Raw genomic sequence first — 16,058 nt, 5'->3', positions numbered from 1 at the left:
GCCGCATCGTTGAATGCCGCCGAAATACTTATGATTTGCCGCCAAGTAGCCCGTGCGCAAAGACTGCGCGTCACAGGACAGACCTGAATGTCAGATTCCGTACAGCCTGAATGTGGCGGCCGTCCTCGGCGCATCTAGCGCGAATCTTGCAACACTTTTGGCAAGCCTTCGACCGCGAACGAGGACAGCATGGACCAGAATACCGCCTACGCGATCTGCGCCTTCAACGACATTCCGAGCCAGCGGGCGATCGGCTTTCATCTCATGATTGTCGGTGACGACGGCGCGCCGCGGCCCTGGCCGATCGTGATCGTGCGCTGGGGCAAGCAGGTGTTCGGCTATCTCAACCGATGCCCGCACAACGGCGTCAATCTGGACTGGGAGCGCAACCAGTTCCTGGATGGTAACGGCACCAGGCTGCTGTGCGGCAAGCACGGCGCCACCTTCGAACTCGGCACCGGCCGTTGTGTGGACGGACCGTGCAAGGGCGAGAGCCTGACGCCGATCGCGGTTGCCGTGCTCGACGGCGATATCTGCGTCACCGGCGTGACGCTGGTCGAGGACGACGAGACGGCCTGTGAAGAAGAGGTCTGACGCGACCGCGTCAGACCGGACGGTTCTCGTTGCGGTTCTTCACCGGCTCCATCTTGGCGACGCCTTCCTCAAAGGAGATTTCGGTATAGGAGCCGTCGAGATCCTTTGCGGCGTCGAGCAGGTAATCGAGCTTGCCGGCGGTATCCAGCTTCTTGATGTCGTTCTTGTCGACGCCGGCAAGGTCCATCATTTCCTTCCAGACCGTCGATTCGTCGCAAGGTAGTACACGGAACTCGATATCGCCGATCTTGGTGCGGTATTTCGCCAGGAAGTCGATGTTGTTGCAGAACATGAAATAGGCGCCCTTGGGACTGAGCGCGCCGTCCAGCACCTTGGCGACGTCGGCGAGATAGGCAAAGGAGTGCAGATAGCCGGCGAGCACCGGGATGGTCGGTTCGCCCTCCTGCGTCACGGTCAGTACCTGCTCGATCGAATAGTCCGGTGGACGCTTCTCGTCGGCGACCTGGGCCTGGAATTTCAGCGCGATGTCGCCGCGAAAGCCGAAACGCCCCGGCTTCGTGGTGTCTCCCTTGAGCACCGCGTTCAGGAGCCGGCCTTCCTTGTCCAGCCGGCCAAGAGCGGTGTTGTCGATCGACGTCATGAATCTCTCCTCGTCTCATCTACCGCGCGCGGATGTCGGTCGGCGCAAAGGTCTCGGCTGCCCTTATGCAAGGAGTTTGCCGATCGTCCGCACATGCTCCGAGAGTTCGAACGCAGCAGAGTTTTGGCTCGGTCTGTCCGGTCGATGCACATCGCTCGGTATCGTGTTGCCGCATCGCTTGTTGCAGCGCTGCCAAGACCGCCTGTCGCAAACCCGACAAGCGTCGCAAAGGCAACAGGAGATGATTCGCGAAAACACTGCAGTTTCAGGTGGATGCGCTCTGGCACGGGACTTGCGATCCTTCACTGCAACAGACCCAGACAGCGAGGGCGAGCGATGATCAACCTGACGGACAGCGCGGTGAATGCGGTGAAGACCGCGATCTCCTCCGCGGCGCAGCCGGCGAGCGGCTTGCGCATCATGGTCGAGACCGGCGGCTGCGCCGGGTTCAAATACATGATGGGCCTCGCCGAGGAGGCCAAGCCGGACGACACCGTGATCGAGCGCGGTGGCGTCAAGGTGTTCGTCGACAATGCGAGCCACGAGCATCTCAACGGAACCACGATCGACTTCGTCGTCGCTCTGGAAGGCTCCGGCTTCACCTTCGACAATCCCAACGCGAAGTCGAGCTGCTCCTGCGGAAAGTCATTTAGCTGAGCTGCGTCCGTCGATCCGATCCGCCACAGAGAGAATTTGAAATGCTCGTCGAATCCGAACACCTGAAACAGTCGCCGGCCGCCGAATCCTCGGACCGCGAGCAGATCGTCCGCGCTGTGCTCGACGAGATCAGGCCCAATCTCAAGCGTGACGGCGGCGATTGCGAACTGCTCGAGATCGACGGCAACAAGATCATGGTCAGGCTGACCGGAGCCTGCGTGTTCTGCAAGCTTGCCAGCGCGACGCTGGAGGGCATCCAGGCGCGCCTGATCGAACGGCTCGGCGAGTTCGTCCGTCTGATCCCCGTTGCCGGAGCGGGCAAGCCCCGTCACTGAACAAGCCTCGTCACCGAAAGAGGGTTTCGTGCGGCCGATCTACCTCGACAACAACGCGACGACCCGCACGGATCCTTCGGTCGTCGCGGCGATGTTGCCGTTCTTTTCGGATCAGTTTGGCAACGCATCTTCGGCGCACGCCTTCGGTAGCGACGTCGCCCAGGCGGTGAGGGAGGCGCGTCGTAGCGTTCAAGGCCTGGTCGGCGCAGCGTTCGATCACGAGATCGTCTTCACCTCGGGTGGGACCGAGTCCGACAATACGGCGATCCTGTCGGCGCTCTCCGTACAGGAAGGGCGCGACGAGATTGTCACCACCGCTGTAGAGCATCCCGCGGTGCTGTCGCTGGTCGAGGATCTCGCGCGCCGCGGCATCAAGAGCCATCTCATTCCCGTGGACCGGCGTGGTCGGCTCGACATCGAGGCCTACAGGCGTGCGCTCGGCCCTCGCACGGCGATCGCGTCCGTGATGTGGGCCAACAACGAGACCGGCACAATTTTCCCGGTCGAGTTCCTGGCGAAAATGGCCCGCTCGGCGGGCGCGCTGTTTCACACCGATGCGGTGCAGGCGGTCGGACGGATTTCGATCGACCTGAAGGCCACCGAGATCGACATGCTGTCGCTGTCGGGCCACAAGCTGCACGGTCCCAAGGGGATTGGCGCGCTCTATGTGCGCAAGGGCACCAAGTTCAAGCCGCTGATCCAGGGCGGTCCGCAGGAGCGGCGCCGCCGCGCCGGCACCGAGAACGTTCCCGGCATCGTCGGCTTGGGCAAGGCGGCCGAACTCGCCGCGAGCCGGCTCGAGCAGGAGCGGACCGCGGTTGCCCTGCAGCGCGACCGGATGGAGCAGGAGATCCTGCAGCTTGGCCACTGCATGGTGCTGGGTGACCTCAAGAGCCGGCTGCCGAACACCTCGAACATCGCCTTTGAGCATGTCGAAGGCGAGGCGATCATTCATCATCTGAACCGCGCCGGCATCGCTGCGTCGCTGGGATCGGCCTGCGCTTCCGGCTCGATGGAGCCCTCGCATGTGCTGCGCGCGATGAACGTGCCGCCGCAGGCGTTGCGTGGCGCCATCCGCTTCTCATTGTCCCGCGAGACCACGTCCGAGGAAATCGACCACGTCCTGCAGGTGCTGCCGGATATCCTTTCGAAATTGAGAGCATTGTCTCCGTCGTGGCAAGAGCGCGCGAGCGACACCTCTCGTCCAGCGGAGATGAGTCTATGAAAGTCATGATTCGCCGTTCCCCAGAGACCGGCCTGTCGATCTACGTGCCGAAAAAGGATCTTGAGGAACCGATCGTCGAAGCCGAGCACGAGACCCTGTGGGGCGGCTGGATCAAGATCGCCAATGGCTGGGTCCTCGACCTGCCGCAGATGGCCGCCGATACCAATTTGCCGATCACGATCAACGCCAGGAAGCGCGGCGGAGAGGGAGACGAGTGATGAACGCGCCGGTCCCGCAGATCGACTTCGCCAATCCCGCCGATGCAGAGGCTATCCTTCGCGGCGTCGTCACGCAGTTGCGTGGCGGCACTGTCATTCCCTATCTCGGGCCGGGCGTCGCCGAACTCGCCGAACCGGCCGTGCCGATGAAGCCGGAAGCCTTGGCGGCCTTCTTCGGCACCAAGGTGGCGCTGCCGCGCCGCGCCCGCGGCAATGCCTGGGCTTCGGCGCAACACATCGAGAGCACCAGACACCGCGCCACGGTGACCGCGCTGATGGCGGATGCCTTTGCCAGCCCAGTCGCACCGACCGCGCTGCATCGCCATCTCGCCACCTTGCCGCTGCCGCTGATCGTCGACAGCTGGTACGATGGCGCGATGCGAAGTGCACTCGCCGAGCGCGCCGATTGGGGCGAGATCCAGGGCATCACCCGCGCCGGCATCGGCGAGGATCGGTGGTACCGGTTCTACGACGCCGCTGGCCAGGAGGTTGACCGCGCGCAGGCCAGGGACTGGACCACGATCCTCTACAAGCCCCACGGCAGCATTGCGCCGGCCAAGAACTTTCTGATCTCAGATGCCGACTACGTCGAGGTGCTGACCGAGATCGACATTCAGACACCGATCCCGGACGAGGTGAAGGCGCGGCGCACCGGCCGCAGCTTCCTGTTCCTCGGCTGCCGGTTCAACGACCAACTGCTGCGCATCTATGCGCGACAGGTCTCGAAGCGTTCGAGCGACACCCATTATGCCGTCGTTGAGCCCGACACGCTGTCGAAGAACGAATTACGCTTCCTGGTCAGCCAGGGCCTCACTCCGCTCGCAATCCCGCTTGCGCGCGCCATCGAGATCGTATTGGCGAGCTGATCCTCTTTGCATCGACGATCCGGCTTGGCCGCGCGGACGGAGTTTCGCGCGGCGGTCTTGCGCGCATCGCTGCATGGCGTCGACGACGTCGAGTCTGTCATCTTTCCAACACGCGTTGGCAACCCGACATTCTGCAGTATGCGCGCTAACTCCTTGAAGCAAGCAGCAAAACCGAACGAAGCGACGGTGGCATGCAGGTTGCTAATACCTTTCTAGAACGAATCTTAGGACGCTTCTCGAAATCCGAGCCCCGCAAAATCTGTTCGGCCTTGCAAGGAGAACTGAGCATATGGACGTATCAGCGCAACACGACGCCAGCAGCAACGGTCACGTCGCCGAAGTCGGCGAGATCATGCAGGCCATCGCCGAGCACAAGGGCTGCGGCACCACTGGCGGCAGTGGCAAAGCAAGTTGCGGATCGCAGGCCGGCCAGGGCGACCTGCCGACCGAAATCTGGGAGAAGGTGAAGAACCATCCCTGTTACAGCGAAGAAGCGCACCATCATTATGCGCGCATGCACGTGGCGGTCGCGCCGGCCTGCAACATCCAGTGCAACTACTGCAATCGCAAGTACGACTGCGCCAATGAATCGCGCCCCGGCGTCGTCAGCGAGAAGCTGACGCCCGAGCAGGCCGCCAAGAAGGTTTTGGCGGTTGCCTCCACCATTCCGCAGATGACCGTGCTCGGCATCGCCGGCCCCGGCGATCCCCTCGCCAATCCGGAAAAGACCTTCAAGACCTTCGAGCTGATCTACAACACCGCGCCCGACATCAAGCTGTGCCTATCGACCAACGGCCTCATGCTGCCGGATCACGTCGATACCATTGCGAAGTACAATGTCGACCACGTCACCATCACGATCAACATGGTCGATCCCGAGATCGGCGCCAAGATCTATCCCTGGATCTTCTACAAGCACAAACGCTACACCGGCTACGAGGCCGCCAAGATCCTGACCGATCGCCAGCTCCAGGGCCTGGAAATGCTCACCGAGCGCGGCATCCTCTGCAAGATCAATTCCGTGATGATCCCCGGGATCAACGACCAGCACCTGGTCGAGGTCAACAGAGCCGTGAAATCGCGCGGCGCGTTCCTGCACAACATCATGCCGCTGATCTCCGCGCCCGAGCACGGCACGGTGTTCGGCCTGAACGGCCAGCGCGGCCCGAGCGCACAGGAGTTGAAAGCCCTTCAGGATTCCTGCGAAGGCGAAATGAACATGATGCGGCACTGCCGGCAGTGCCGGGCTGACGCCGTCGGTCTGCTCGGCGAGGACCGCAGCGCCGAGTTCACCACCGAGAAGATCATGGCCATGGAGGTCAAGTACGACGCCGACACCCGCAAGGCGTATCAGGAGAAGGTCGAGGAGGAGCGCGTCGCCAAGGTCGCAGCCAAGCAGGAGGAGCTCGCCGAGCTCGCGGGTGCATCCAGCGATATCAAGGTGCTGGCGGCGGTCGCGACCAAGGGCTCTGGCCTGATCAACGAGCACTTCGGTCACGCCAAGGAGTTCCAGGTCTACGAACTCTCCACCGCGGGCGCAAAGTTCGTCGGCCACCGCCGCGTCGATCTCTATTGCCAGGGCGGCTACGGCGAGGAGGACAGTCTCGAGACCATCATCCGGGCCATCAACGATTGCCACGCCGTGTTCGTGGCCAAGATCGGCGGGTGCCCGAAGGGCGACCTGATCAAGGCAGGTATCGAGCCGGTCGATCAATACGCGCACGAGTTCATCGAGAAGTCGGCGATCGCCTGGTTCAAGGCCTATCTCGACAAGGTCAATAGCGGTGAGATCACCCATGTGGAGCGCGGCGATGCCGCCATCCGCCAGGGCGCGCTGATTTCGGCGGCCTGAGGAGAGACCGATGCCGTTCAAGATCATCGCCTCGCAGTGCACGAGCTGTTCGGCCTGCGAGCCCGAATGCCCGAACGTCGCCATCTCCGAGAAGGGTGGCACGTTCGTGATCGATCCGAAAAAGTGCACCGAGTGTCTGGGCTATTTCGACGAGCCGCAATGCGTGGCGGTCTGTCCGGTCGACAACACCTGTGTCGTCGATACGTCCTTGCCGCGCTACCAGGCGCCGGCCTGACGGAGAAAAGAGATGAACTTCACGATCACACCAGCGGCGCAAAAGTTCATGCGCATGATGCTCCGCGTGGACGGCAGCGCGGGGAGCGGCTTCCGCCTCGCGGTCAGCCCGGGCGGCTGCTCGGGCCTTGCTGCCGACATCAGCGTACGCGCAGAACCGCAGGCGGGTGACGCGGTGGTCGAACGCGACGGTGTCAAGCTGTTCTTGCCGGCCGAGAGCCGGTTGCTGCTCGACGGCGTCACCATCGATTTCGCCGATACGGCGACCCAGACCGGGCTCGTGTTCCACGATCCGAGGCAGGTCTCCTGCGGACATCACTGAAGAGGCGAGAGCGATGCCGGACACGTTCGTCAGCCCGCAGGTCGAGATCAACGAGGCGCTGGTCACCAGCGCCCTGCTCGGGCACGGGCTGCCGAGCGAGGCAGAACGTCATTTGTGGGAGGCGGGGCTTTCCTATCATCTGGACGACATTGCGGAAGGTCACCTGCACGAAGCCGAGGCGCTCGCCCCCGGTCACGCCGCCGTGCTGATCGGCCTCTATCGCTTCTATTTTTACAAGGGACGACTTGCCGAAGCGCTCAACGTCGCCCGGCGCTGCCTCCTGAAGGCAGCGGAGGAGAACAATCTGCCCGCCGACTGGCACCGGGTGCGAGCGAGCGATGCCGAGTTCGGTCGCTACGAGAACATCCTGCCGCGCTTCTTCCTGTTCTCGTTGAAGGGCTACGCCTATTTGCAGATGCGCCTCGGCGAAACCGCGGAAGGGCGGCTGGCGGTCGAGAAACTGCTGGAGCTCGATCCCACTGACAAGATCGGCGCCAAGGTCCTTCTTGGCGTGGTCGAGCGAATGGGGGCAGGACGATGACTGACGACATCGACGAGGCCCGCGACTGGCGTGGCCAGCAGGTCGATTGCGCGGCTTGCCCCCATCTGGCGCTCAACGACGCCGGCGGTTGTCGCATCAGGCACGCCTGCGTCAACGACCGCTACGCACGCCGTATCGACCGGTTCTTCAACTGGAATCCCGGCCTCGCCGACGGCTACCTTAGCCACGCTCATTTCGAGGTGCGTGCGATCGCGGCGAAATTCGCCAACTTGTTCCTGCTGCCGCCGCTGCTCGGCGATGTCGACGAAACCGTGCGCTGGAACGCGGTCCGCCGCCTGCCCAGACGCTATGCACTGCAATTGCGTGGAGATCCGCATCGCGAGGTCAGGATGCGGGTTGCGACCCTGATCGACGGCGACGATCTGCTGTCGATGGCATCCGACGCCGATTACTATGTTCGCCTCGTTGTCGCGCGTCGGCTGGCGCCGGTGCTGCTCGGTCGGATGATCAATGACGAGGAGACGGAAGTCCGCCGTGTCGTCGCCCGGCGCATCCCCGACGAATGGCTGCTCGGCATGATCAACGACCGCGACGCAACGGTGCGGTTCGAGGTCGCGCAGCGCCTGTCGCCTGAGCGTTTGGCGCTCATGCGCCGCGATCCCGACTGGCGCATCCGCTACGAGGTCGCGAGCCGCGCAGCAGCCGGCGAGCTCACGGGGCTCGTCGAGGATCAGGATAGCCTGGTGCGCGAGGTCGCGCGATCGCGCATCGCGGTGCGGCTCGAGCGAGGAACGGGGACATCCGCATGAGCAACATCGTCCGTGACAGCGACGTCGTCGAGCTGACGGCACCGCCGTTCTTCAGCTTCGGCGAGAAGGTGCGGGCCAAGCGCACCATCCGCAATGACGGTACCTATGCCGGCAAGGAGATCGGCGACATCCTCGCCAAGAAGGGCGAGATTGGCTACGTGGTCTCGATCGGCACCTTCCTGCAGCAATTCTACATCTATGGCGTCGAATTCCTCGACAGCGGTAACCGCGTCGGGATGAAGCGCAAGGAGCTCGATCCCGTCACCCCGCGCGACGCGGTCGAGGACATTCCGCTGCCGGAGGCTGCATCATGATGATCGAACCCAAACTGCCAAAGTACCAATGGGGCCAGCGCGTGAAGGCCGCGGTGGACCTGCATAACGATGGCTCGTTTCCCGACGCGCCGGCCGAGGGGCTGCTCGTCGGCATCGGCCACACCGGGGAGATCGTGCAGGTCGGCCGGCATACCGACGCCAATCTGCCGATCTATCTCGTCGAATTCGGCGAGCGGCTGGTGGTGGGCTGCCTCGAAGAAGAAATCAGTCCACTATAGGGATGCCACGATGAACGCCGCGGTCCTCAGACAGCCGGGCGCGCACCTGCCAGCGCATCCCAATGAGCTCGACCGCAAGCGGATCGAGCGGGCCCTCGGATCACGCAAGCGCTATCGCTACGTCTCGCCGGTCGTGAGGGGCGTGACCGGCGGCTATCTCATCGAGAGCCCGTGCTGCTCACGCAATATCGATGCGGAGGGCGGCGTCATCGATGTGGCTTTGCTGCATCACGATGCGGTTGGCGCGAGCTGGAAGCTGTTTCGCAAGAATCACGCGGCGGACTCCTGGGAGCTGCATGGGGTGCATCAGCGGCTGGTGTCGGCGACCGATGTCCTGAACGCCGATCCCGAACGCGTGTTCTGGCAATAGCAGGAGTGGGGGAAATGGCACTGGCTGCAATCGAACTCGCTGCAATCGAGCAGATGCTGAAATCGCCAAACGCGACGCCGCAGGCCTATCTCGAGCTGCGGCAGAAATTCCCGCATCTGGCCTGGATCCGCTGCGATGCTTCCGACGTGACGGAGACGCCATACCGTAGCTTCGATCTTTTCGACCTGCATCTGCTTGATGGTAGCGATCACTGTGCTGCGATCACCGACGATCCGGCGCGCGCCACCGGCATCGTGCTGGCAAAGCGGGCGGCCGCGTCATGATGGAGCCGGCTCTCGCCTATGACGACGTCGCGGAGATCGGCGAGGCGCCGGTCGAGACGACTCGCGACTTTATTGCACTGTCCGATCCGGACGTCACGCTGGCGGAGATCGGGGCGGTCGACGCCGTGCTGCGCTCGCCGCGGCTCTCCAGCGGTCCGCTGGCGGAGGAATTCGAGGCGGCGTTTGCAGCCTATGTCGGCCGGGCCTATGCGATCGCGGTGCCGAGCGGCACCATCGGCCTTCTGCTCGCGCTGAAGGCGTATGGCATCGGCGGCGGTGACGAGGTCATTGCCTCCTCCTATTCATTTCGCGAAACCGCGCACGCGATCAGCCTTGCCGGCGCGCGGCCGGTGTTTGCCGACATCGACTATTGGTCCGGCAACCTGGCGCCGGCGAAGGTGGAGGAGCGCATCACGCCGCGCACGCGAGCCATTCTCGCGGCCAATACCAATGGCCACCCGGCGCCCTGGTCGGACCTCCGCGACATCGCGACCCGGCACGGTCTCGTCCTGCTGGAGGATTCCACCGAGGCGATCGGTTCGCGTTACAAGCAGAGGCTGGTCGGCAGCTTCGGCGACGTCGCCGTGTTCGATTTCGCGCAGCCATCGCTGCTGACCTGCGGCGAGGGCGGCATGGTCGTGACCGACGATATCGACCTTGCCGTGACGCTGCGGCGTCACCGCTCGCACCGGCTGAGCGAGCGCTCTTCGGTCGTGGTCGGCTCGGCCGCGCCCTATCAGGCCGGACTCAGCGATCTCGCGGCCGCGCTCGGGCTGGCTCAGCTCAAGCGCATCGACGAGATCATCGAACGCCGCCGGCTGGTCGAGCAGCTCTATGCGACGCATGTGCAGTCCTTCGAGGGTATCAAGCCGCCTTATGTCGCGCCCGATGTAACCGAGGTGAACTGGTTCCTCTATCTCGTGCATCTCGGCACGCGCTTCACCCGCTCCAGCCGCGACGCCATTGCCGAGGACCTCCGCGTCGAGCAGGTCGAGGCGATCGCCTACAGCCATCCATTGCACTTGCAGCGTCATTATTTTGATCTCGGCTACCGGCGCGGCGATCTGCTGGTCACCGAAAAGATCGCCGATCGTGCCATTGCGCTCCCGTTTCATACCCATCTCACCGACAGCCAGATCGAATTCATCGTCGAGACCATGAAGGACGCCTCGATCAACGTGGGTGCGGGGGCGGCGATCTACTGAACCACGAATTCGCATAACAGAGAGGATGAGGACCATGACGACACTGACCATCATGCCGGAAGGCAAGACCATCGAGGTCGCGGAGGGTACGACACTGCTGGCCGCGCTGCTGGGGGCCCAGATCGCTATCCCACACAAATGCGAAGGTCAGGCCAAATGCGGCTCATGCCATATCTTCGTGCAGGAGGGGCGCAAAGGCCTGTCGAAGATCGCAAAGCTCGAGAACGAGAAGCTCGATTCGATCGTCGGCGTCGGCTCGAAGTCGCGCCTCGCCTGCCAGGCCACCGTGCTCGGCACCGAGGACGTCAAGATCGAGCTGCTCGGCTTCTCGTCGGGCCTGTGAGCGCGGGAGAGGAACGATGGACACGCAGAACGTCATTCTTCACGCGCGCTTCGCGCCGAACGGCACCGTGGTCGAGATCAGCGAGCGGCCTCAAAACCTCACGCCGCAGGCCTGGTTCAACTTCCTCAGCGACAAGGCCGGCGACGTCTACCAGGCTTTCGCGGGCGGGCGGGGTGTGTTCCGTCTGACGCGCGATGAGCTGACAGCGCTGAAGCAGGCGGCCGCGCCGGCGGCGGCCTAGGCTTCGGGAGACGGGCATGGGCACGCAGGAAATCGAGGTCTTCGTCATCTGCGCGAGCGACGAGATCGAGCGCGGCGGCGCCAGGGCGTTCAGCCTGTCGCGGATCGACGCATCAGGCGAAAGCCGGCCGTTCCCGATCGTCGTGATCCGGACCCACGACAACGCCTATGTCGGTTACGTCAACGCCTGCCCGCATGATGGGGTCTGGCTCAATATCGGCAGCGGCGATTTCTTCACGCAGGACCGCGCGTTCCTGAAATGCGGCCGTCACGGCGCGACGTTCGAGATCGACAGCGGGCTGTGTATCGACGGCCCCTGCAACGGCAAGAGCCTCCAGCCGATAGCGTTGGCGGTGGTCGATGGCGAGGTCTGCCTGTGCGGCGAGCGGCTGGTCGAGGACGATCGTCCGTTCGACGCATTCGACGATCATGACGAGACCATGGAAATCATGATCCACCCGGATTAGCGGAGGACTGGTCGTGACCGTCGCTCAACTGCTCGATTGGCTGAAGCGATTACCGGAGGACGCCGTTGTCCTGATCGACAGCGGCGACGGACTTTCGCGCGTGTCCGCGCTGGAATTTGTCGCCGATCAAGGCCCGGGCGCACCAGCGGAGGTTATTCTTTCGCCCAGCATGGACGAATAGAAGCGTAAAGAAGGCATCGGCATGAGCGACACGGTGGTCACTGTTTCAATGTTCGATCGGATCGGCGGCCCTGTTGCCATCGATCGCCTGGTGGAAAGCTTCTACCGGCGGATGGACGCGCTGCCCGAAGCCGCCCGCATTCGCGCCATGCATGCGGACGACCTCACGTCGACCAAGCAGGTGTTGAAGCGCTACCTCAGCGAATGGACCGGCGGCCCAAAACTCTATTCGCCGGAGAAGGGCCATCCGCGGCTGCGCCAGCGCCACATGGGTTTTCCGATCGGCAGCGCCGAGCGCGACGCGTGGCTGCTCTGCATGCGCGGCGCGCTGGAGGAGACGGTCGCGGACGACGCGGCGCGCGGGGAGCTCGACGCCGCCCTCACCAAGCTCGCCGACTGGATGCGCAACCAGGCCGGAAATCCGCACGATGCGCGCGGCGGGCACGCCTGAGGCGGCGCTCCGTCAATCCGACAGCGGCAAGCCAAAAAACTCTTCCTCGGCGCCGCCCCATGCCCTGTGCAAGGCAAGGCCGCTCTGCCACTTGTCCATCTCGGTTTCGGTCGCCGCGCGGTGCGTGATCTTGCCTTCGGGGTTCTCGGCCAGCAGGAACGTCCTGCCGTTGCGAATGAAGCGATTGAGATCCTTGGTATCGGTCGGCCGCACCACGCAGCGCGGCGCGTCGTCGATGAGGATCGTTGTCGGCAGCATCTTTCGGACCTCCCTCAATCCATCGGCGGTCCGAGATCGTCCTCGGCCTTCTTCTTTTTCTTCCTCTCGGTCTTCGCCTGGGCATAGGCGCCGGCATTCTTCAGCAGAATCGGCTGCTGGCCTTCGACATATTGCGAGATCCAGAACAGGGTCCGTTCCAGCGCCTTCGCCGCCGCATCCTCGCGATAGCTGCCGCGCTCGTCGCAGCTGAAGCCCTGGGCCGCTGTGGGATACGTGAAGGCGCTGACGTCGGGCCGCCAGGCGCGGAATTGCGCGATGGCTTCGAGCGGCAGCTCAGGGTCGCTCTCGCCGAAATGCAGCAGCGTCGGCACCTTGCGCTTCTCGCGATAGTCGGCGACGGTTTCGCTGCCGTCGTAGCCGATCACGCAGGCGATGCCGCTGACCTTGTTGGCCGCGGCATAGGCGAGGTCGCCGCCCCAGCAATAGCCGACGACCGCGACCTTGCCGGCGTCCTTCACCGCGTCCACGGTGGTCTGGATGTCCGAGATCGCCTGCTCCCTGCCGATCCGTACGCTGATGGCGGCACCCTCGGCCTTGCTGCCTTCATCGTGACCGAAATTGGCGCCCGGCTTGACCCGGTCGAACAGGGATGGTGCGATCGCGACGTAGCCCTTGGCCGCGAAGGCATCGGCCACCTTACGGATTTCCGGCGTGACGCCGAAAACGTCCTGAAGGACGACGACGGCGCCCTTGGGCGCATCTGCGGGCTCGGCACGATAGGCGGAGAAACTCGCTCCGTCACTGGCGGTCAGTTGGATCATCACATCCTCTCCTCTCCGGTGGGCCTATGGTTGTTGCGCTAGAGCAGGCCGAGCTCGAGCTTGACGTCGTCGGTCATCCGCGATGAGTCCCAGGGCGGGTCGAACACCAGCCGCACCGCGACCGTCTCGACGCCGCCGACCTCGATCACCGCCTTCTCCACCCAGCTCAGCATCTCGCCTGCGACCGGACAGCCCGGCGCGGTCAGCGTCATGTCGATCTCGACCAGGCCGTCGCTCCTCGGCTCGATCCGATAGATCAGGCCGAGGTCGTAGATGTTCACGGGGATTTCGGGATCGTGCACGGTCCTGAGCGCTGCGATGATGCCGGTGATCAGCGTGTCGTTGTCGGAAAGCTCTGTGGTCGTCATTGGCATCTCACTGGAGCCCTTCGGCGAGGTCGGCTACGACCGGCCAGCCGACCGCGCCCGTGGGGTCGAGCCGGCGTAGTGCCACGAGCAGCTCGTGAGCCTGCTCTTGTTCGTCCTTGCGCAGGTGGATGAAGGCGAGCGCCTTCAACGTATAGAGCGCGAAGCGACCGGCGCCATCAGGCAGCCCGGCTTGCGGCTGCCAGCTCCGCCAATCTTGGCTCCAGCCGGCCTGGGCCGCGGCCTCGCGCATGCCTTGCTCCGCGATGCTCTGGGCCTCATCGAGACGGCCGCGATAGGTGTGGGTCTTGTAGAGGCAGAAATACACCGCGAGCTCCGTCGGCGCCGCATCCAAGGCCTGGCGAAAGATGCGATCGGCTTCGAGCGGGTCGCGCCGGTAACTGATGACTCCCTGCTGGAGCAACGAATCGATCTCGGGCGCGAGCTCGCCGAAATTGATGCCGTCGGAATCGACGAGCACGGCCGTCATGAGCCCCTCGCCATCGTCGGGATTCGGCGCCGATCACCCGATCTACTGCACGCTGCGTGACACAATTTCGAGTTCCTCGTCTGGCGTATCGCAATACGGAGGCTGTCATCATGAAGCAAAAGCCGGGCCGGACGAGAAACACCGCGAAAGCGCTTCGATTCGCGGCGTCGCGAGACGTCGTCGCCATGGCCGGAGCGGGACCGGTTGGGTTCGTCATGTCATCGACACGCACATGCGCGGTGTTGTCGGAAGTCGGACATCACGGCGACGTCAGGCGCGCAAGTCCCTCTGGACGCTCGTGTTCCGCAACTGGTTTGGCGCTTGCATGGAGCGAGCGCAAAGCAGGAGTGTGCGACATGGCGATGGCGGGACCCGACATCGAGCAATTGATCAAGGAGGCGTTTCCCGACGCCCATGTGATCGTGACCGACCTTGCCGGCGACGGCGATCATTACGGCGCGCGCGTCGTCTCGCGAGCCTTTGCCGGCAAGAGCCGCATTCAGCAGCACCAGATGGTCTACGCCGCCCTGAAGGGACAAATGGGCGAGGCGCTACATGCGCTCGCACTCGAAACCGCCGTGCCGAAATGAACAAGGATAGATGCATGAGCAATCCGACCGAACAACGTATCAAGGACATGATCGCGGGCAGCGACGTCGTGCTGTTCATGAAGGGCGTGCCGGCCGCGCCACAATGCGGCTTCTCCGGCACCGTCGTGCAGATCCTGAACGGCCTCGGCGTGCCCTTCACCGGCATCAACGTGCTCACCGACCCTGATATCCGCGACGGCATCAAATCGTTCTCGAATTGGCCGACCATTCCCCAGCTCTACGTCAAGGGCGAGTTCATCGGCGGCTGCGACATCGTGCGCGAGATGTTCAAGCTGGGGGAACTGGCCGCAGTGTTGAACGACAAGGGCGTCGCGGTGGCGGCGTCATGAGCGACGGAATGAGCGAGGAGTTCGAGCTTCCGCAGCTCTACCGCCATCACGTCTTCGCCTGCCACACCCAGCGGCCGCCGGGCCATCCGCGCGGAAGCTGTGGCGCGGCCGGCGGCGCGCCGTTGTGGGAACGGCTCGGCAAGGCGATCGAGGCGATAGGCCTCACCGACGTCGGCTTCACTGCGTCTGGGTGCCTCGGCTTCTGCGGCGCCGGTCCCCTGATGGTCGTCTATCCCGACGGTGTCTGGTACCGGCCCACGACTCCGGAGGACATCGACGAGATCGTCGAGGAGCACCTGAAGCAGGGCCGCCGCGTCGATCGCCTGGTCATGGTGCTGGCGCGGAGCTAGGAGCTGCCCTCTCCCGCAAGGGGAGAGGGCACAGCAATGTGCAGCCGCGATGCAACAGCACTATCTCTTTATTTCATCATGCTGAGCTGGACCAGCGGCGCGGCGCCACCGCGGCCGAGGATCGTGTCGACTTTCTTGCGGACGCCTTCCAGCGTCAGCGGCTTCACCACCGCGCCATGGGCGCCGGCCTTCATCGCCTCGACCGCAGTGGCCTCGTCGGACTTGTCGGTGACGACGAGAATGCGCACGCCCGGAAATCTGCTGCCGAGCTCGCCGATCAGGGTGGGGCCGCGCGCCTTCAGGAAAGAGACGCCGAGCAGCACGACGTCCGGCTTCAGCCAGTCAACGCCCCTGGCGTAGGCTTCTTCCGGCGTGGCGAGCTCGTGCGTCTCGATCTCGTCGTGCAGCATGAACTGGAGCGCTGCACGAGTGATCTCGTCTTCGTCGACCACGAACACGCGCCGCTGGTCGACGGCCTTGGCTGTCTCGACACCGATCTGCATCTGTCGTTCTCCTCACATCGCCTCGAAATCAGAGTTAGCAATTTCCGTTCCGCATCGCGCAG

30 protein-coding genes are annotated in these 16,058 nt (G+C 63.9%); 24 read left to right on the top strand and 6 right to left on the bottom strand.

From position 1 onward, the window contains the following. Positions 1 to 189 precede the first annotated feature (189 nt). Positions 190 to 594 carry a Rieske 2Fe-2S domain-containing protein gene (locus HYH07_RS09520; protein WP_220002248.1) on the top strand — a complete coding sequence of 135 codons (405 nt, stop codon included), beginning with the start codon at positions 190 to 192 and terminating at the stop codon, positions 592 to 594. Positions 595 to 604: 10 nt separating this feature from the next. Here HYH07_RS09520 and HYH07_RS09515 read toward each other — a convergent pair whose 3' ends face one another. Beyond that, positions 605 to 1,195, bottom strand: coding sequence for a hypothetical protein (locus HYH07_RS09515; protein WP_220002247.1), 591 nt, complete (start codon positions 1,193 to 1,195; stop codon positions 605 to 607). A 336-nt stretch (positions 1,196 to 1,531) separates the two neighbouring features. On the opposite strand from HYH07_RS09515, the gene HYH07_RS09510 reads away from it, so the two are divergent. The 20 genes from HYH07_RS09510 to HYH07_RS09415 all read left to right on the top strand — a co-directional run bounded on the left by HYH07_RS09510 (position 1,532) and on the right by HYH07_RS09415 (position 12,308). Beyond that, a complete protein-coding gene (locus HYH07_RS09510) occupies positions 1,532 to 1,852 on the top strand; it encodes an iron-sulfur cluster assembly accessory protein (RefSeq protein WP_080136068.1) in 321 nt (106 codons plus the stop codon). 41 nt (positions 1,853 to 1,893) lie between these two features. After that, entirely contained in the window at positions 1,894 to 2,187 is a 294-nt protein-coding gene (locus tag HYH07_RS09505) for a NifU family protein (protein ID WP_220002246.1), read from the top strand. A gap of 28 nt (positions 2,188 to 2,215) precedes the next feature. After that, positions 2,216 to 3,412: a cysteine desulfurase NifS gene (nifS, locus tag HYH07_RS09500; RefSeq protein WP_220002245.1), complete on the top strand. Its 1,197-nt coding sequence runs from the start codon at positions 2,216 to 2,218 to the stop codon at positions 3,410 to 3,412. After that, positions 3,409 to 3,630: a putative nitrogen fixation protein NifT gene (gene nifT / locus HYH07_RS09495; protein ID WP_220002244.1), complete on the top strand. Its 222-nt coding sequence runs from the start codon at positions 3,409 to 3,411 to the stop codon at positions 3,628 to 3,630. The genes nifS and nifT overlap by 4 nt, the downstream gene beginning before the upstream one ends. Continuing rightward, entirely contained in the window at positions 3,630 to 4,496 is an 867-nt protein-coding gene (locus HYH07_RS09490) for an SIR2 family protein (protein ID WP_220002243.1), read from the top strand. The genes nifT and HYH07_RS09490 overlap by 1 nt, the downstream gene beginning before the upstream one ends. Positions 4,497 to 4,785: 289 nt before the next feature. Beyond that, positions 4,786 to 6,348 carry a nitrogenase cofactor biosynthesis protein NifB gene (gene nifB, locus HYH07_RS09485; RefSeq protein WP_220002242.1) on the top strand — a complete coding sequence of 521 codons (1,563 nt, stop codon included), beginning with the start codon at positions 4,786 to 4,788 and terminating at the stop codon, positions 6,346 to 6,348. Between the two features lie 10 nt (positions 6,349 to 6,358). Then, positions 6,359 to 6,583, top strand: a complete 225-nt coding sequence (locus HYH07_RS09480) for a 4Fe-4S binding protein (protein WP_220002241.1) — start codon at positions 6,359 to 6,361, stop codon at positions 6,581 to 6,583. Between the two features lie 12 nt (positions 6,584 to 6,595). Then, a complete protein-coding gene (locus tag HYH07_RS09475; RefSeq protein ID WP_220002240.1) occupies positions 6,596 to 6,904 on the top strand; it encodes an iron-sulfur cluster assembly accessory protein in 309 nt (102 codons plus the stop codon). Between the two features lie 13 nt (positions 6,905 to 6,917). Further along, on the top strand, positions 6,918 to 7,445 hold the full coding sequence (locus tag HYH07_RS09470) for a hypothetical protein (RefSeq protein ID WP_220002239.1): 528 nt from the start codon (positions 6,918 to 6,920) through the stop codon (positions 7,443 to 7,445). Continuing rightward, positions 7,442 to 8,215: a 4Fe4S-binding leucine-rich repeat protein gene (locus tag HYH07_RS09465; protein WP_220002238.1), complete on the top strand. Its 774-nt coding sequence runs from the start codon at positions 7,442 to 7,444 to the stop codon at positions 8,213 to 8,215. Before HYH07_RS09470 ends, HYH07_RS09465 begins: the two co-directional genes overlap by 4 nt. Then, complete coding sequence (locus HYH07_RS09460; RefSeq protein WP_220002237.1) at positions 8,212 to 8,529, top strand: nitrogen fixation protein NifZ; 318 nt, start codon at positions 8,212 to 8,214, stop codon at positions 8,527 to 8,529. The genes HYH07_RS09465 and HYH07_RS09460 overlap by 4 nt, the downstream gene beginning before the upstream one ends. Beyond that, positions 8,529 to 8,768 carry a nitrogen fixation protein NifZ gene (locus tag HYH07_RS09455; protein ID WP_220002271.1) on the top strand — a complete coding sequence of 80 codons (240 nt, stop codon included), beginning with the start codon at positions 8,529 to 8,531 and terminating at the stop codon, positions 8,766 to 8,768. Before HYH07_RS09460 ends, HYH07_RS09455 begins: the two co-directional genes overlap by 1 nt. A 10-nt stretch (positions 8,769 to 8,778) precedes the next feature. Then, positions 8,779 to 9,138, top strand: a complete 360-nt coding sequence (locus HYH07_RS09450) for a hypothetical protein (RefSeq protein ID WP_220002236.1) — start codon at positions 8,779 to 8,781, stop codon at positions 9,136 to 9,138. A 14-nt stretch (positions 9,139 to 9,152) separates the two neighbouring features. Beyond that, entirely contained in the window at positions 9,153 to 9,422 is a 270-nt protein-coding gene (locus tag HYH07_RS09445; RefSeq protein ID WP_220002235.1) for a hypothetical protein, read from the top strand. Then, positions 9,419 to 10,627, top strand: coding sequence for a DegT/DnrJ/EryC1/StrS aminotransferase family protein (locus tag HYH07_RS09440; protein ID WP_220002234.1), 1,209 nt, complete (start codon positions 9,419 to 9,421; stop codon positions 10,625 to 10,627). The genes HYH07_RS09445 and HYH07_RS09440 overlap by 4 nt, the downstream gene beginning before the upstream one ends. 34 nt (positions 10,628 to 10,661) lie before the next feature. Further along, entirely contained in the window at positions 10,662 to 10,970 is a 309-nt protein-coding gene (locus HYH07_RS09435) for a 2Fe-2S iron-sulfur cluster-binding protein (RefSeq protein WP_220002233.1), read from the top strand. A 16-nt stretch (positions 10,971 to 10,986) separates the two neighbouring features. Further along, on the top strand, positions 10,987 to 11,211 hold the full coding sequence (locus tag HYH07_RS09430) for a hypothetical protein (protein ID WP_220002232.1): 225 nt from the start codon (positions 10,987 to 10,989) through the stop codon (positions 11,209 to 11,211). A gap of 16 nt (positions 11,212 to 11,227) precedes the next feature. Continuing rightward, positions 11,228 to 11,677 (top strand): Rieske 2Fe-2S domain-containing protein, encoded by a 450-nt coding sequence (locus HYH07_RS09425; protein WP_220002231.1) that lies wholly within the window; start codon positions 11,228 to 11,230, stop codon positions 11,675 to 11,677. 13 nt (positions 11,678 to 11,690) lie between these two features. Further along, positions 11,691 to 11,858 carry a hypothetical protein gene (locus HYH07_RS09420; protein ID WP_220002230.1) on the top strand — a complete coding sequence of 56 codons (168 nt, stop codon included), beginning with the start codon at positions 11,691 to 11,693 and terminating at the stop codon, positions 11,856 to 11,858. Between the two features lie 21 nt (positions 11,859 to 11,879). Then, entirely contained in the window at positions 11,880 to 12,308 is a 429-nt protein-coding gene (locus tag HYH07_RS09415; RefSeq protein ID WP_220002229.1) for a group II truncated hemoglobin, read from the top strand. A 12-nt stretch (positions 12,309 to 12,320) separates the two neighbouring features. On the opposite strand, the gene HYH07_RS09410 is transcribed toward HYH07_RS09415, so the two are convergent. The 4 genes from HYH07_RS09410 to HYH07_RS09395 are packed head-to-tail and all read right to left on the bottom strand — an operon-like array spanning position 12,321 to position 14,203. Then, entirely contained in the window at positions 12,321 to 12,566 is a 246-nt protein-coding gene (locus HYH07_RS09410) for a hypothetical protein (RefSeq protein ID WP_220002228.1), read from the bottom strand. Between the two features lie 14 nt (positions 12,567 to 12,580). Continuing rightward, the gene (locus HYH07_RS09405; protein ID WP_220002227.1) at positions 12,581 to 13,348 is read right to left on the bottom strand and encodes a dienelactone hydrolase family protein; all 768 of its coding nucleotides are present in this window, start codon (positions 13,346 to 13,348) and stop codon (positions 12,581 to 12,583) included. A 38-nt stretch (positions 13,349 to 13,386) separates the two neighbouring features. After that, positions 13,387 to 13,716 carry an iron-sulfur cluster assembly protein gene (locus HYH07_RS09400; RefSeq protein ID WP_220002226.1) on the bottom strand — a complete coding sequence of 110 codons (330 nt, stop codon included), beginning with the start codon at positions 13,714 to 13,716 and terminating at the stop codon, positions 13,387 to 13,389. Between the two features lie 7 nt (positions 13,717 to 13,723). Further along, the gene (locus tag HYH07_RS09395) at positions 13,724 to 14,203 is read right to left on the bottom strand and encodes a M48 family metallopeptidase (RefSeq protein ID WP_220002225.1); all 480 of its coding nucleotides are present in this window, start codon (positions 14,201 to 14,203) and stop codon (positions 13,724 to 13,726) included. Positions 14,204 to 14,559: 356 nt separating this feature from the next. Here HYH07_RS09395 and HYH07_RS09390 point away from each other — a divergent pair, with 356 nt between their 5' ends. Genes HYH07_RS09390 through HYH07_RS09380 form a run of 3 tightly spaced genes read left to right on the top strand, consistent with a single transcriptional unit; the run spans position 14,560 to position 15,493 of the window. Next, positions 14,560 to 14,793, top strand: a complete 234-nt coding sequence (locus HYH07_RS09390; protein ID WP_220002224.1) for a BolA family protein — start codon at positions 14,560 to 14,562, stop codon at positions 14,791 to 14,793. 14 nt (positions 14,794 to 14,807) lie between these two features. Further along, entirely contained in the window at positions 14,808 to 15,143 is a 336-nt protein-coding gene (gene grxD / locus HYH07_RS09385) for a Grx4 family monothiol glutaredoxin (RefSeq protein WP_220002223.1), read from the top strand. Next, positions 15,140 to 15,493, top strand: coding sequence for a ferredoxin (locus HYH07_RS09380; RefSeq protein WP_220002222.1), 354 nt, complete (start codon positions 15,140 to 15,142; stop codon positions 15,491 to 15,493). The genes grxD and HYH07_RS09380 overlap by 4 nt, the downstream gene beginning before the upstream one ends. Before the next feature lie 68 nt (positions 15,494 to 15,561). On the opposite strand, the gene HYH07_RS09375 is transcribed toward HYH07_RS09380, so the two are convergent. Continuing rightward, entirely contained in the window at positions 15,562 to 15,996 is a 435-nt protein-coding gene (locus tag HYH07_RS09375) for a response regulator (protein WP_220002221.1), read from the bottom strand. Positions 15,997 to 16,058: the final 62 nt, after the last annotated feature.

This window comes from Bradyrhizobium sp. BR 10261, assembly GCF_019455395.1.
In the GTDB taxonomy this organism is placed as follows: domain Bacteria; phylum Pseudomonadota; class Alphaproteobacteria; order Rhizobiales; family Xanthobacteraceae; genus Bradyrhizobium; species Bradyrhizobium manausense.
The sequence above is the reverse complement of the archived record's forward strand: the minus strand, read 5'-3'. Positions and strand labels throughout refer to the sequence as shown.

What these genes read in the sequence shown, in the direction of transcription:
- HYH07_RS09520 (WP_220002248.1), top strand. Translation starts at nt 190, where the DNA reads ATGGACCAGAATACCGCCTACGCGATCTGCGCCTTCAACGACATTCCG.
- HYH07_RS09515 (WP_220002247.1), bottom strand. Translation starts at nt 1,195, where the DNA reads ATGACGTCGATCGACAACACCGCTCTTGGCCGGCTGGACAAGGAAGGC.
- HYH07_RS09510 (WP_080136068.1), top strand. Translation starts at nt 1,532, where the DNA reads ATGATCAACCTGACGGACAGCGCGGTGAATGCGGTGAAGACCGCGATC.
- HYH07_RS09505 (WP_220002246.1), top strand. Translation starts at nt 1,894, where the DNA reads ATGCTCGTCGAATCCGAACACCTGAAACAGTCGCCGGCCGCCGAATCC.
- nifT (WP_220002244.1), top strand. Translation starts at nt 3,409, where the DNA reads ATGAAAGTCATGATTCGCCGTTCCCCAGAGACCGGCCTGTCGATCTAC.
- HYH07_RS09490 (WP_220002243.1), top strand. Translation starts at nt 3,630, where the DNA reads ATGAACGCGCCGGTCCCGCAGATCGACTTCGCCAATCCCGCCGATGCA.
- nifB (WP_220002242.1), top strand. Translation starts at nt 4,786, where the DNA reads ATGGACGTATCAGCGCAACACGACGCCAGCAGCAACGGTCACGTCGCC.
- HYH07_RS09480 (WP_220002241.1), top strand. Translation starts at nt 6,359, where the DNA reads ATGCCGTTCAAGATCATCGCCTCGCAGTGCACGAGCTGTTCGGCCTGC.
- HYH07_RS09475 (WP_220002240.1), top strand. Translation starts at nt 6,596, where the DNA reads ATGAACTTCACGATCACACCAGCGGCGCAAAAGTTCATGCGCATGATG.
- HYH07_RS09470 (WP_220002239.1), top strand. Translation starts at nt 6,918, where the DNA reads ATGCCGGACACGTTCGTCAGCCCGCAGGTCGAGATCAACGAGGCGCTG.
- HYH07_RS09465 (WP_220002238.1), top strand. Translation starts at nt 7,442, where the DNA reads ATGACTGACGACATCGACGAGGCCCGCGACTGGCGTGGCCAGCAGGTC.
- HYH07_RS09460 (WP_220002237.1), top strand. Translation starts at nt 8,212, where the DNA reads ATGAGCAACATCGTCCGTGACAGCGACGTCGTCGAGCTGACGGCACCG.
- HYH07_RS09455 (WP_220002271.1), top strand. Translation starts at nt 8,529, where the DNA reads ATGATCGAACCCAAACTGCCAAAGTACCAATGGGGCCAGCGCGTGAAG.
- HYH07_RS09450 (WP_220002236.1), top strand. Translation starts at nt 8,779, where the DNA reads ATGAACGCCGCGGTCCTCAGACAGCCGGGCGCGCACCTGCCAGCGCAT.
- HYH07_RS09445 (WP_220002235.1), top strand. Translation starts at nt 9,153, where the DNA reads ATGGCACTGGCTGCAATCGAACTCGCTGCAATCGAGCAGATGCTGAAA.
- HYH07_RS09440 (WP_220002234.1), top strand. Translation starts at nt 9,419, where the DNA reads ATGATGGAGCCGGCTCTCGCCTATGACGACGTCGCGGAGATCGGCGAG.
- HYH07_RS09435 (WP_220002233.1), top strand. Translation starts at nt 10,662, where the DNA reads ATGACGACACTGACCATCATGCCGGAAGGCAAGACCATCGAGGTCGCG.
- HYH07_RS09430 (WP_220002232.1), top strand. Translation starts at nt 10,987, where the DNA reads ATGGACACGCAGAACGTCATTCTTCACGCGCGCTTCGCGCCGAACGGC.
- HYH07_RS09425 (WP_220002231.1), top strand. Translation starts at nt 11,228, where the DNA reads ATGGGCACGCAGGAAATCGAGGTCTTCGTCATCTGCGCGAGCGACGAG.
- HYH07_RS09415 (WP_220002229.1), top strand. Translation starts at nt 11,880, where the DNA reads ATGAGCGACACGGTGGTCACTGTTTCAATGTTCGATCGGATCGGCGGC.
- HYH07_RS09410 (WP_220002228.1), bottom strand. Translation starts at nt 12,566, where the DNA reads ATGCTGCCGACAACGATCCTCATCGACGACGCGCCGCGCTGCGTGGTG.
- HYH07_RS09405 (WP_220002227.1), bottom strand. Translation starts at nt 13,348, where the DNA reads ATGATCCAACTGACCGCCAGTGACGGAGCGAGTTTCTCCGCCTATCGT.
- HYH07_RS09400 (WP_220002226.1), bottom strand. Translation starts at nt 13,716, where the DNA reads ATGACGACCACAGAGCTTTCCGACAACGACACGCTGATCACCGGCATC.
- HYH07_RS09395 (WP_220002225.1), bottom strand. Translation starts at nt 14,203, where the DNA reads ATGACGGCCGTGCTCGTCGATTCCGACGGCATCAATTTCGGCGAGCTC.
- HYH07_RS09390 (WP_220002224.1), top strand. Translation starts at nt 14,560, where the DNA reads ATGGCGATGGCGGGACCCGACATCGAGCAATTGATCAAGGAGGCGTTT.
- grxD (WP_220002223.1), top strand. Translation starts at nt 14,808, where the DNA reads ATGAGCAATCCGACCGAACAACGTATCAAGGACATGATCGCGGGCAGC.
- HYH07_RS09380 (WP_220002222.1), top strand. Translation starts at nt 15,140, where the DNA reads ATGAGCGACGGAATGAGCGAGGAGTTCGAGCTTCCGCAGCTCTACCGC.
- HYH07_RS09375 (WP_220002221.1), bottom strand. Translation starts at nt 15,996, where the DNA reads ATGCAGATCGGTGTCGAGACAGCCAAGGCCGTCGACCAGCGGCGCGTG.